Raw genomic sequence first — 13215 nt, forward strand, 5'->3', positions numbered from 1 at the left:
TGATTTGTCGCTCAACCCCTTGACGCATAATACAGGCTGTAACAGAGGCCTGATGCACATCAAGCCCGCAAGCTTTGATAACATCGCTTCTCATAATAATAAACTTTTAAATAAAATTAAAATGATTATAAACAGCCTCACAATTTTCATTCAGTAAAGTGAGCGCCGCTCATGGATATTTCACCAGAAATTTCTACCTTACACGATGTCAACCGTAGTTTAGATTCGCCCAATTCATTCGTTCAACGTCGTCAGCTTTTTGCCAGGCTTCTTTTTCCCACCGCACAGAACCTAATCCCCAGACCCCCACGCTGCAAGGTAATAAGGTGTTCCTCGTGCTTAATCGGCTCTAGCTTAAATTTTGCTGATGAGAACTCTCAACTATATCCCTTATTACTTTATCTAATTCATTCGCAGACTTTAGAACATGGTTCAGCATCTCGTTCTTCTGCTCAGGGGGCACTGTATGATCAACAAGTAGCTTTGCAATACCCATTATACGGGTAAGCGGTTCTCTCACCATGTGCGATTGGGTCCATGCAATTTTTCGCAGCCGCTCATTTTGAGCCTCTATTGCATTTACATAAGTAGTCAACTCCCTGGCCTTTGCATCCAGCGTATTGTTAAGACTCTTCAGCAATTGTTCATATTGCTTTCGCTCGGTTATATCTGCCATTGCACCCACCATCCTGATCGCATTACCCTCATTATCCCGTATAATAACACCTCTATCCATTACATGTGCAATGTCTCCATTTTCCTTCAAAAACCTATACTCCATTTGCCATTCTAAGGCATTTGTATCATTAATACTGTAGTTTAAACTTTCGATTACTGCCTGACTGTCATCTTTGTAAATATACCTGCTCCACCACTGGAGGGTGGGAATTGACATGTCGGGATGGTGACCAAATAATTTGTGAAAACTGCCGCTGTAATTCAACCTATCGTTTATAATATCCAAATCCCAAATTACGTCGTTGGTAGCTTCGGTTACTTTTACAAACCTTTCGTTCGAACGGTATATTTCTTCATCTGCCAGCTTGCGGGAAGTGATGTCTCTAAAATAAATAGATAATCCGTTGTCAGAAGCATAAGCACTCACTTCGTACCAACTGTTTTTAATCGGGTAATACTCTTCGAACTGAACGTTGTTGCCGGTAGACATAGCAATGTGATATTGGGTATAAAACTGAAGGCCTACTGCATCCTCAAACACGTTCCAGAAGTTCTTTCCTACGATTTGCTCCCTTTTTAACCCCAGGAGGGTTTTCGCTTGTTTATTCCAATAAGTAACCATCCAGTTTCGGTCTAGCGCAAAGAAGGCATCACCAATACTTTCTAAAATGGTACTCTTTTCTTTAAGTGCTGCTTGCAGTTTTAATTCGGCAGTCTTTTGTTTATCAATATCCTGGAAGCTTCCATAGATACGCACACACTGACCGTTTAACATGTCTGTATTACCAATTGCCCTCACCCAAAGCTCATTCCCCCTGGCCGTTACTATCTGAAGTTCTTCATCCCACGATATACCTTTTTCGATTGCGTCGTTTATTTTTTTTAGTATGGTGTTTCTTGACTCTCCGGCTTTGTAAAATGTAATACCTTCATCAAGCACTGGTACAAAGTTCGCATCTACTTCATGTATTTCTTTCGTCATTGCCGACCAATAGACCTGTTGCTTTATTACATCAAACTCCCAGGCACCTACACGTGCAAGGCTCGTAGCGCTGTCGAGTAAAGTTTGTAGTTCTTTGCTTTTGGTTACATCGCGTAATACGCCAATCATTCTTATGGACTTCCCATTTACATCTCTTACCAGGTGGCCCGTCTCTTCAACATAGGCATAACTTCCATCACCCTTTTTAACACGAAACGATTTGGTCCACTGTGTCCTCTCTTTATCGGCAATAAACTTTTTAAATGATTTTCGAATTTGTACAAGTTCCTCTTTATGCACCATGCTTATCCAATCGCTTAACCTGAATGGGATATCAGATTTTGGACACGCGAATATGCGTTGCAAATTCTTTCCCCAGCGAAATTCATCTTTAACCACATCCCAATCATATATGGCATCTTTGGTAGCTTTGTTTACTAATTCGTACCGGTCGTTACTTTCCTGCAGGGCATTCCTGGTATTAATTAAATCGGTAATATCTACCGTATTTATTACAAAGCCTTCTATTGCCTCATCGTGCAGCATATTAGTGCCGGTACTCTGCATCCAGCACCAGCGATGATCCTTGCACTTAAATCTGTATGGTTCTGTTTTTACCCGCTTTTCAGTAACCAGTGATTTAAAGTTGTGCCTTACCCGTTCTACATCATCGTAATGTATAAAATTGAAGGCGCTGAAGCCAACAACTTCGCCTTCGTTATACCCTGCCAGCCGAGTATAATATGGGGTAACATATTTGCACAATCCATTCACATCTAAAATAGCGGTGAGGTCGGCTCCTCCCTGCACCAGCGTATTAAATTGCTTTTCGCTCATAAAATATAATTTGTTCGTTAATTACTTTTTCTGTGGCATTTCATGAGGTAAGCTTTATTGTAACTCGTTTTTAAAATTGCAAAACATTAGTTTAACCTTCTCCCTTGTCTTCGGGATGCTGTATTTCTTAAACCTGATGCAATAATTTCTCTAGTCGATAATGTTGAGTATTACCAGTTATTCTCCTGGTCTTTGTTAGTTCGCTCTAAGGGCTGAACGGGATTGTTTCTCCAATTTTTATCATATCTCACAAAGAAGGCAAGCCATCCTGTACGTGCTACACGCATTAAGTATGGTTGTGCTACAACTAACAATATTGCATTTAATATCAGCCAGTAAAATATCCGATTGTCGTACAGGTTAAACCCTATTAATACCCACCATGCCACAAAGGTTGCCACACAAATGGCTACGGATAAAGCATAGCTAACGTAACTTGAACCAAAGTAGAAGCCTACCTCAATGTCTAAGGGTTGTCCACAAACGGGACATTCTTTATTCATTTTCATTGTGTTCTTTAAGTGCCATGGGTTCTTGTCCTGGAACATGTCGCCCTTTCTGCATCGGGGACACTTGCAGGCGAGCAGTTTTAAAGCACCTGTTTTGCTGTCTGACGCTGTTGACATTATATTTTCATGTAAGTTTTGCGTGGTTATCATGACTTATTTTTTTATGGATTGTCAATTGTTTTCTGAATTCATCAGGTGTTACACCAACATATTTTTTGAAAAAGCGATTAAAATATGAGTTGTCTTGAAAATTGAGATGGTAAGCGATCTCTGTAACTGTAATATCAGCGTTGGTAAGCAATCTCTTTGCTTCTAATAAAATCCGGTCTCTTATCAGTTCGCCCGCTGTTTTACCTAATAAATCCTGGCATAAGGCATTGAGATGATTAGGAGTCACGTAAAGCAAGTCTGCATATTCTTTTGGAAGTTTAATTGACAAATAGTGTTGGTCAATCAAGCGCCTGAAGTTTCTTAGTAGTACTTGCTTTTGTTGTGGAATACTTTTTTTGTTATTACCCGTACATGAACGCTCAACAATTAGAAAAAGCTGCATCAATAACAGTCTAATCATGTCCATCTCATCGTCTCTGCTATTGCTGGTATGGTCTAATATTTCCTCGAAAAGTTGGATTACTTTACCCTGTACCTCAACCGGTAGCTGACATACACTTTCAGCACTTATTCCGCTGAAAAAGGGGAAGCGTTCAAGGTAGTTGGGATTTAATAAGAAAGAACGAAAAAGATTATCGGAGAAGTTGATGATGTAACCATCTACCTCACCTTCAAAATGCCAACTATGGACCTGGCCGGGTATCATAAAATAGATTTCATATGGACGAACCTTAAACTGTTCGAAATCAATAGTATGGCTGCCTGTACCTTTAGTGAATAATACAAGGTGAAAGAATGAATGCCTGTGCGAGTGATGCAAACTATGTTCATGCCTGTTTAGGTATGCTCCAAAACGCTCAGCAAGCAAATCATTCTGCTTTATCTGCTTATCTTGCGACAAACTACAAATGTCATAAACTGGTATTTTTTCCTTACTCATATAGCTTTCAATAACATCACAAAGGTATTTGGTATATTAGGAGAATGTATTATGCCATTTACGGTAGTTATGGTACTATTTACTTAATATATAGAAAGAACATCCCCTTTAACTTTGTTGATTCAAACTCGCAACGGATGAATGCAGTGCAACGAAATGAAGTACTCTGTGACGGTAGGAATACCAAGCAAACGCGTTTTGCCGTTGCTCTTTGGCATGTGAACTCCTAAGATGGGTTGAGGCAAATAACAACCTTTGTTCATCTAAATTTTCTAGTAAATTATGATTGAAAGTAGTCATGTCGATGCCCTAAACGGTGTTACTCCCCCTACCTACGCGATAACGGCAAAAAGGAATTACTGAAGGGGCAAGATTAAATGAAACTATAGACGTTTTAAAACAATAAAAAATATATTATGAAAACAATAAAAAATTTTTTGCCCGTAGCTTACAATTGCACAAAATGACTTGCCGGGTTATCAGTCAAAGGCAGGAGAAGCCCCTTCCAATGCTCGAAATACTGCTAATCAAAGTAGGGAACAGGCATCGAAGGCAACTAACGGTGATTTAGGTGATGCGAAACGTGCAAAAAAGAAAGCAAGTAAAGCGTTAGATAAGGCAGAAGATGCTAAGGATGCCAAAGATAAAATAAAAGACCAGGATAAGAAAATAGCCAAACTTAGTTCGCAATTACAAAAAAGCAAGAGCGGCTAAAGGAATTAGAGAATATGAGGTCTGCAATAAAATAAGAAGTATGCCACAGTAATTATTGAAGGATGTCGGATAATTGTCTAAAATTAAGATAAGCCACTGCAACAGTAATTGTTATCAGTGGTTTTTTTAGTTTTGCACATCACCTTTTGAGCATTCATTTAAAAGTCGTTGTACGGCGCTAAAAATTATCTCCTAGACCCCCGCGATGTTTTTGATACCAACAGCCACTCCAAGATAATCGTGGTAGCTCGATGGCTTAACTAAATAATCCACTGCACCCATTTCTCGAAATTTGTCAATTTCCTTTTCAGATTTTTCAGAAGACAAAATTAAAACTTTCAAGTTTTTATGCTTGTCCATCTTTTTTATGTCTGCTAAAAATTCTGCTCCTGTGGTTGCTGGTAAATAGAAGTCGGTAACTATTACTTTAGGCATGTACGCGGGATGAACTTCGTCCAGATACTGAAATGCTTCTTTTGGAGAATAAACGAAATGCACTTTCTCAACGCCACTTTCGTTTAATGCTTCGGTTAATATTTCAATATCGTCAATATCATCATCAATAATTAAAATGTCGCAATGTATCATAATAGTCCGTTTTGTGCTTAAAGGGAATAACCACAAAACAGTTCTAATTAAAGATAGAATGATGATTAAAAGAAATAGGCTGGCAAATGTTAGAACTTGTAAGGTAGGCTTTAATATGCGGGAAAGAATATTTAAAATTGTTGTTTAATCATTTGGTTTTCAATTTATAAAATATTCTTCAAAAGAAGTGCTTACTAATTTTCACAACCCACTTTTTAGGGGGCTTTTTATTGTGCGAAGGCAGGTCGCTGAGATATTGACCAATATTTTACTACTATGTCAAACATATCCTTTATTCCTTCAATACTGTCTGGTTTTATAAAATAACCCTGCACATTAAGGCTATACCTTCTAGCACACTTGCAGAAGCGCTGCTGGTTGACAACATTAGAAATGGAATACACTTCAATCGTATTTCTTCATTATCGAAAATCATCTTTTTAAGTTCAAAACCATTAATCCGGTTCATATTAATATCGCAGAAGATGAAGAAGGAATTCTTTTTGGTCGTACAAATGTAATCGTAGAACTTAAACCCGTCATTAAAGACAATTATTTCATTTTCAATTCCTAACTCCTTAAAACCTTCCTCGAAAAGTTCGATGTCGTCTATATCATCATCGATGAGAATTATTGGATTTGAATTGCTAGTTGTAGTTTTCATTATCTCAAGTTAAAGAATATTGTCGTTTTTTTAAAACATTCTCTCAATAGAGATTGTCCAACGCTTTTGATAGATATTTCAAACCCTTTAAGGGAAGCAAAAGGTGATGAAAGCGGTTGGTTATTCTTTCTGCTGTAGGGTTTTGCGTCGTTTACCGCAATCTTCTTTATATTTCATAATTGTTCCTAACATTGCAATCCTATGTTCACTCATTTCAATGAAGCAGAAAAGTCAGTGCATTATCCGACAGATAGAAGGATGTATGTAAGCATTAAACCGTATATGCTTATAGTTGTAGGCTTGCTGGTTTTTGGATTAATTGGCGCCGCCTGGGTTCAATATCTTTTATTCGGTTTACCGCCAGACCCTTCCGTATCTATTGTGCCTGTAACCTCTTCCGATCCCGTTGGCTTTCCTGCCTGGTTAAATATCAGCCATTGGACTAACTTCTTTTTTTTAATATTAATCATCCGAAGTGGGCTTTCTGTTTTAGTTGACCATCCACGTCTCTATTGGAATAACGGCTGCACACCAGGAACGGAATGGATTCGCTTTACCCCCATAAAAGTTCCCGAAGACAAAGTGTGGACTGCCAAGGAAGATGCCCGTTATATCAGCCCTGTATTGGGTCTGCCAGGTTACAAGCATACAATAGGCATAGCACGGGTTTGGCATTTTCTTACAGTTCCTTTTTTTCTTTTAAATGGCGCTGTTTTTATTGCCCTTTTGTTTTACACAAACCAATGGAAACGTCTAGTGCCTGTTTCCTTAAAAATCTTTCCCGATGCATGGAATGTTTTGGTTCATTATGCCACTTTTAATATGCCTGTCGAGCCCAATGGATTTTATCACTATAATGCCATTCAGCAACTTTCATACTTTGGAGTAGTGTTTATTTTAGCTCCCCTCGCTATGTTTACCGGGATGGCTATGTCGCCTGCTATAGAAAATCGGTTTCACTGGTACCCTAAGTTATTCGGCAACCGGCAAAGTGCACGTTCTATCCATTTCCTCGTAATGATTGCTTATGTAGTTTTTATAATCATTCATGTTAGTTTGGTCGCAGCCACGGGTCTTACACGGAACATGAATCATATTACAATTGGCACAGACGATGCTACGAATCGAATCGGGCTTTTAATTGGAGCCACAATTATTCTTGCAATTGTTGCATTCTGTCTTTTAGCACATTGGCTTTCCTGGAACAAGCAACGTTTGCTTCAATATTTACAGGCCGCTATTAATGGAACACTTTGGCGAATTACTGTAAATCGTTTCAGGCCGCAACCGTATTACCAGAAAAAAGATATTTCTCCTTTCTTTTGGCCGAACGGAAAAATGCCGGAGTCGGAAGTATGGAAAAAGCTTGCAGAAAATAATTTTACAGACTACAAACTCAAGATCACTGGATTAGTTGAAAACCCGGTTGAGTTGTCACTGGCGGAACTTAAAGAAATGGCGAAAGAGCAAAATATTACGATGCACCACTGCATACAAGGATGGTCAGGCATAGCAGAATGGGGCGGAATACCTATCAGTAAAATTGTTGAACTGGTGAAGCCAGATCCTTCAGTAACCACAGCTGCTTTTTACTCTTTTGGCGAAGGTTTGTATGGAGGATATTACTATGATACGCACACGCTAGACAATTGTCTCAAACCGCAGTCTATACTCGCCTGGGAAATGAACTATGAAACACTTCCCTTAATATATGGAGCACCTTTACGACTCCGAATTGAAAATCAGTTGGGTTACAAGATGGTCAAGTGGATAAGCTCTATTGAGTTTGTTCGAAGCCATGAAAGTTTAGGAAAGGGTTTTGGCGGTAAAAATGAAGACGACGAATATTTTGATTTACTTGCTGATACTTAGTTCGCTATTAGAGTATTGCCAACATCTAAAAATAATCATATTCTTCTTTCTCGCCATGTCGGCATCACAGCTGCTTTAAAGTATTGGTTGTTATATTAAACTGCTGTTTATCAGTGTTTATAGTCTAATATTACACGTGCCTTTTACGCACTCTAAATAATCCCCCAAAAAAATGTCTTTCAAAATAAAAAACATCGTATTAGCTGATGACGACCCGGATGATGTTGATTTATTTCAGTCAGCGGTAGATGAAACTTGTTCCAAACTTTCTCTAACTGTTGCTACAGATGGCTCACAATTGATGAAGTTGTTAGATGACAGTCCCGTACCTGATGCCATTTTTCTCGATTTAAATATGTTGGGAAAATCAGGAAAAGATTGCCTGGAAGAGATAAGAAGCCAGGCGAAATATGATGACATGCCCGTTATGATATTGTCAACTACGAGTAGAAAGTCAGAAATTGACGAATGCCTAAATAGTGGTGCTGACCATTATTTAGTGAAACCAAATAGCTATAATGAATTAAAAAACATTATAAAAGAACTATGTAATGGCCAGCTAACTATTGCGTTAGGTGCATCGTTTCATTCGAGACAAAAGTAAGTTTAGCGAGTTGCAATTTAATGTGATAAAGCACATCTGCTCGTTAGGGAATTAAGACCTACCTTCCTGTGAATCCAGTATAATGAATAAAATACCAGAAGGTACCAGTGACGAAAAATCTGGTATTTCCAAACAATTGACACGGGCAACAGAAGATACACTTCACCACTTAGCGTTCGATTATTCTTTACAGCCTAATATCATTTCTTTAGTAAGCAGCGGAAAAATAATAACAGCGAATATAGCCGCATGTAAACTTTTGGGATACTCAAAAAAGGAGCTGTTGACCAAGAGCAGGGCTGCTATTTTCGACGTAAATGATAGTAGTTTTAGGAAGATGTTGAAACAAAGAACGGCTGAAGGCCAGTCAACGGGTGTGGTAAATTTGATAAAAAAAGATGGTGGCATGCTTCAATGTGAAATCACCTCTGCAATTTTTATTGATGAGGGCATTGAAAAAGCAATTACAAGTTTTGTAGATCTGAGCCAAAGCATTCTAAAGCAAAAAAATATTGATACAAAAAAGGACAAAATTGTTGCCGCTAATATTGTTATAGCCCAGGCAAAATCAGACGTAAGACTGGCAGAAAATAACGAATGGATAAAATATATTGCAAAGAACTCCTATGATGTGATGTGGGACTGGGACATTTTATCAGGTGATATTTATGTAGGAGATAGTATTGTAGAAGTGTTTGGGTATAAAGTGGAAAACAATATGGTGAATCTTAAAGATTTAAAACGTTGTCTTCTGCCGAAAGAAAAAGAGATTGTTGAGAAAAAATTACATGACATCCTTGCCTCCGATAGCAAAAGCTGGAAGGACTCATTTACGTTTAAACGCCACGATGGTTCTGCGGCTTTTACCACCTGCAGGGCAAGCATTGTGCGAGATGAGGATCGTAAAGCAGTACGCATGATAGGTGCATTACACGACGTAAGCAGGCTACAGGAACTTGAAAATAAATTAGAAGAGCAAATTGAAGCACAGGAAGGGAACAGTCAAAGATTTGTGCTAGCTGCCAAACTTGCTTTTGACGTAATATGGGACTGGAATATACTAACCGATGAGTTGTTTCTTGGTGAAGGGTTTGAAGATTGTTTTGGTTATACATTGAAAAATAATCGGGGAAATATGTCTGATCTGCGCAATCATATTTATCCCGGAGATAAGGAATTAGTTATACAAAAGCTTCAGGATGCTGTTGCTTCATCAGATAGACGCTATGAGCATTCATACCGGTTTATAAAGGCAGACAGATCGATCACAACAGTTTTTGACCGAGCAACCATATTAAGGGATGTTGATGGAAAGGCTTACCGTATGATAGGAGTGATGCAAGATATTGGCATGCCATTGCAGGACAAGTTATCGGAACATGGGTTAACCGACGACCGAAAAACAAGGCTGATTAAAAATATTAAAAATATTATTATCGAATTGGTGCACTATTCTGAGGAGCAGTTGCAAACAAATTTTTCAGATCACCTAAGCAAGAAATTGCAATATGATTATACTTACCTCGCCAACCTTTTTTCAGAACAAGAAGGGATTTCAATTCAGAAGTTCATTATTGCCCAAAAAATTGAACGCGTAAAAGATCTTCTTGTCGATCATGGACTGACACTTACACAAATTGCGACTAAGCTTCATTACAGCAGTGTCGCCCACCTATCCAATCAATTTAAAAAAGTGACAGGTTTTACTCCTTCTCTCTTCGTACAACTTAAAGACAAAGGAGATGCAACAATGGAAATTGGGATGCTGCGAGATGCTTTAACAGCCCCTAAGGTACGATGACTAGGAATAAATAATGTGAGTGCATGGAATAATTTCCGGTTTTAGAACTTCGCTTTCCATCACCGTACGCTTCCCTCGCCATAACTCTCGAATTGCCTTGTTCCTAATCATTTCCCCGCACATCCATATAAATGCATTCTCCTGTATTTATCCCTTGGAGAATTTCCTCAACCTTTTTTGCTCATAAAGGTTGCATCGTTAAAGTCAACTTCTTAGAAGCTGCACCAACATATTGCGATCCTACACTTGTAAATGTGTGAATCATGTAACCTTTTTCTAAAGATCATGTAACATCTCAAAATATAGAACGACACCATTTTTCGTTTTAATCATTGTGCAAAAAAATTAAAAGCACCGTTATTTCATTTAACACAACCCCAATTTTATGAAAAAGAGTTCTCTGATCACTGACAATAACCTCATGCGAACATGTAAAGGTTATTTTAAAAACTTCCACAATAAGTGGCTTCTATTATTGCTAGTGGTCGTTTTTGCTGCAGGCTGTAAAAAAGTTATGGAGGAAGCAGGATTTCATGGTGTATGCCCTGCAGTTATTTCAACCAGCCCTATAGATACTGCTATAGGTACAAGTCTGAATAGCAAAGTGAGTGCTACGTTTAATGAGGAGATGAATGCTTCTACGATTAACGCCAAAAGCTTTACCTTAACACAAGGTGCTACTCCGATTGCAGGTACAATTACTTGCGATGGTACCACTGCCACCTTTTCGCCAATAAATAATCTTAAGTCCGGTACTGTTTACACGGGAACGATTACTTCTGATGTTGAAGATCGAAATGGCAATGCGATGATAAGTAATTACGTATGGAATTTCACAACAGGTGATGGCCCTGATATTATAGCGCCTACTGTTACCACTACCGACCCGGCAAATGCTGCAACGGCTGTTGCCCTTAACAAAAACATTTCAGCCACTTTTAGCGAAGCGATGGATTCATTATCCGTTACAACAAGCTTTACAATAACGAATACAACATCGGGTGGTACTATAGTAGACGGAGCAGTTTCTTATATAGGCACCACTGCAGTTTTTGCTCCTGCAGCTAACCTCTTACCCAATACAACTTACACAGGTACGATTACTACAGGTGCGAAGGACGTTACTGGAAATGAGCTGAAAGGCATTTATGTCTGGAGCTTTACAACCGGTGCAACATCAGATGTTATCGCACCAACTGTAATTTCTACTGTTCCTGCAAATAGAGCAACGGCGGTTGCTTTTAATACAAAAGTCTCCGCTACGTTTAGTGAGGCGATGGACCCTTCTACAATAACTGCTGCCACCTTTATATTGAAGGCAGGAGCAACAGCGATTTCAGGCCTAGTAACTTATGTAGGCTCGACTGCTACTTTTACAGCACCCGCTAACCTGTTACCAAATACTACCTACACAGGTACTATTACTACAGGTGCTAAAGATCTTGCAGGAAATGCTGTTGCGGCTAATTATGTATGGAGCTTTACAACCGGTGCAACACCAGATATGATTGCCCCGACTGTAGTATCCACTGTTCCTCCAAACGGAGCTACAGGTGTCGCTTTTAATACAAAGATTTCTGCTTCATTCAGCGAGGCTATGGACCCTTCTGCAATAACTAGCACAACCTTTACATTGCAAAAGGGAACAACAGCAATTCAAGGCACGGTAACATATGTAGGCACAACAGCTACTTTTTCACCGGGCGCTAATCTGTTGCCAAATACTACCTACACCGGTACTATTACTACAGGTGCTAAGGACCTTGCAGGTAATGCACTTGCAACTAATTATATATGGAAGTTTACAACAAGTGCATCTCCTGATGTAACCAGGCCAACAGTCACTTCTTCCGATCCGGTTAATGCTGCCAATGGTGTTCTTGGGGATAAAAAAATCAGTGCGAATTTTAGTGAGGCAATGAATTCGTTATCAGTTACTACTGCAACTTTTACTTTGAAAAACGGTGCAGCAGTTGTTACAGGTAACGTTACTTATGCAGGTACAAAAGCAACTTTCTCACCATCAGTGAACTTATTAGCAGGTACAACCTATACAGCAACAATAACAACAGGTGCTAAAGACCTTGCAGGAAATACCCTTGCAACTAATTATGTCTGGAGTTTTACTACACTCGCTCTCCCGCCCATAGTCGCTCCTAATATTCTGGCATCTGCTTCTATTTATGGAGCTTTTGGAGGCAGTGCAGGAATAACCAATCAAGGCTTAAATACTGTGATCAATAATGGAAGTATTGGAACAACTGGTGCATCTACTTTAATAACCGGTTTTCACGATGCAACAACAGGCGGCATTTATACAGAAACGCCTTTGAATGTAGGAAAAGTAACTGGCAGGATCTACACAGCTCCACCGGCGCCAGGCAACGCTACCTCGTTTACGACTGCAACCAAAGGTCTTGCTGATGCTACCATCGCTTACAATAGTATTTCACCTGCATCAAAACCAGGGGGTACTGATCCGGGAGCAGGCGAACTAGGTGGATTGACCCTAGCGCCGGGTGTATACAAGTCTGCAAGTGGCACTTTCAAAATCACAAATAGCAATCTTACACTAGATGCTAAAGGCGATCCTAATGCTGTATGGATATTTCAAACAGCTGCTGGTTTAACAGTTGGTGTTGCCGGACCACAAGGTGCAAGAAGTGTAAACATGATTAACGGAGGCCTGGCTAAAAATGTATTCTGGTATGTAGGAAGTGCAGCTGTTATTAACGGAGCCGGTGGCGGTGTAATGACAGGAAACATCATTGCTTCTGCAGGCGTTACTTTCTCTACCGCAGGCAATGCTGTTCAAACAGTATTAAATGGCAGAGCGCTGTCTCTAAATGCTTCGGTTACAATGGTAAACACAACTATTAACGTTCCTCAATAATAAAACATGGGTCGTTTGCTTA

General features: G+C 39.3%; 10 protein-coding genes. 5 read left to right on the forward strand and 5 right to left on the reverse strand.

The annotated features are described in order from the left end of the window. Positions 1-349: 349 nt before the first annotated feature. The 3 genes from B154_RS0118395 to B154_RS0118405 all read right to left on the reverse strand — a co-directional run bounded on the left by B154_RS0118395 (position 350) and on the right by B154_RS0118405 (position 4057). Positions 350-2497, reverse strand: a complete 2148-nt coding sequence (locus B154_RS0118395; RefSeq protein ID WP_018615801.1) for a PAS domain-containing protein — start codon at positions 2495-2497, stop codon at positions 350-352. A 170-nt stretch (positions 2498-2667) separates the two neighbouring features. Continuing rightward, a complete protein-coding gene (locus B154_RS0118400; RefSeq protein WP_018615802.1) occupies positions 2668-3156 on the reverse strand; it encodes a DUF983 domain-containing protein in 489 nt (162 codons plus the stop codon). Next, positions 3131-4057 (reverse strand): AraC family transcriptional regulator, encoded by a 927-nt coding sequence (locus B154_RS0118405; protein WP_033411972.1) that lies wholly within the window; start codon positions 4055-4057, stop codon positions 3131-3133. The genes B154_RS0118400 and B154_RS0118405 overlap by 26 nt, the downstream gene beginning before the upstream one ends. A 468-nt stretch (positions 4058-4525) precedes the next feature. Between B154_RS0118405 and B154_RS0118410 the strand changes: the two genes are divergently transcribed. Continuing rightward, on the forward strand, positions 4526-4771 hold the full coding sequence (locus B154_RS0118410; protein ID WP_018615804.1) for a hypothetical protein: 246 nt from the start codon (positions 4526-4528) through the stop codon (positions 4769-4771). Between the two features lie 192 nt (positions 4772-4963). Here B154_RS0118410 and B154_RS0118415 read toward each other — a convergent pair whose 3' ends face one another. Together B154_RS0118415 and B154_RS30245 are read right to left on the reverse strand one after the other, a co-directional pair. Continuing rightward, entirely contained in the window at positions 4964-5359 is a 396-nt protein-coding gene (locus tag B154_RS0118415) for a response regulator (protein WP_018615805.1), read from the reverse strand. A gap of 316 nt (positions 5360-5675) precedes the next feature. Next, entirely contained in the window at positions 5676-6023 is a 348-nt protein-coding gene (locus B154_RS30245; protein WP_051084323.1) for a response regulator, read from the reverse strand. 201 nt (positions 6024-6224) lie between these two features. Between B154_RS30245 and B154_RS0118425 the strand changes: the two genes are divergently transcribed. The 4 genes from B154_RS0118425 (at position 6225) to B154_RS30875 (ending at position 13193) form a co-directional block, all read left to right on the forward strand. Next, positions 6225-7895, forward strand: coding sequence for a molybdopterin-dependent oxidoreductase (locus B154_RS0118425; RefSeq protein WP_033411974.1), 1671 nt, complete (start codon positions 6225-6227; stop codon positions 7893-7895). Positions 7896-8067: 172 nt separating this feature from the next. Further along, positions 8068-8499, forward strand: coding sequence for a response regulator (locus tag B154_RS0118430; RefSeq protein WP_018615807.1), 432 nt, complete (start codon positions 8068-8070; stop codon positions 8497-8499). Positions 8500-8581: 82 nt separating this feature from the next. Continuing rightward, positions 8582-10300 (forward strand): PAS domain-containing protein, encoded by a 1719-nt coding sequence (locus tag B154_RS31530; protein WP_018615808.1) that lies wholly within the window; start codon positions 8582-8584, stop codon positions 10298-10300. 385 nt (positions 10301-10685) lie between these two features. Next, a complete protein-coding gene (locus tag B154_RS30875) occupies positions 10686-13193 on the forward strand; it encodes an Ig-like domain-containing protein (protein ID WP_018615809.1) in 2508 nt (835 codons plus the stop codon). Positions 13194-13215 lie beyond the last annotated feature (22 nt).

The organism is Segetibacter koreensis DSM 18137 (genome assembly GCF_000374045.1).
GTDB classification, from domain to species: domain Bacteria; phylum Bacteroidota; class Bacteroidia; order Chitinophagales; family Chitinophagaceae; genus Segetibacter; species Segetibacter koreensis.

Coding starts and splice junctions, on each gene's coding strand:
- B154_RS0118395 (WP_018615801.1), bottom strand. CDS start 2,497: ATGAGCGAAAAGCAATTTAATACGCTGGTGCAGGGAGGAGCCGACCTC.
- B154_RS0118400 (WP_018615802.1), bottom strand. CDS start 3,156: ATGATAACCACGCAAAACTTACATGAAAATATAATGTCAACAGCGTCA.
- B154_RS0118405 (WP_033411972.1), bottom strand. CDS start 4,057: ATGAGTAAGGAAAAAATACCAGTTTATGACATTTGTAGTTTGTCGCAA.
- B154_RS0118415 (WP_018615805.1), bottom strand. CDS start 5,359: ATGATACATTGCGACATTTTAATTATTGATGATGATATTGACGATATT.
- B154_RS30245 (WP_051084323.1), bottom strand. CDS start 6,023: ATGAAAACTACAACTAGCAATTCAAATCCAATAATTCTCATCGATGAT.
- B154_RS0118425 (WP_033411974.1), top strand. CDS start 6,225: ATGTTCACTCATTTCAATGAAGCAGAAAAGTCAGTGCATTATCCGACA.
- B154_RS0118430 (WP_018615807.1), top strand. CDS start 8,068: ATGTCTTTCAAAATAAAAAACATCGTATTAGCTGATGACGACCCGGAT.
- B154_RS31530 (WP_018615808.1), top strand. CDS start 8,582: ATGAATAAAATACCAGAAGGTACCAGTGACGAAAAATCTGGTATTTCC.
- B154_RS30875 (WP_018615809.1), top strand. CDS start 10,686: ATGAAAAAGAGTTCTCTGATCACTGACAATAACCTCATGCGAACATGT.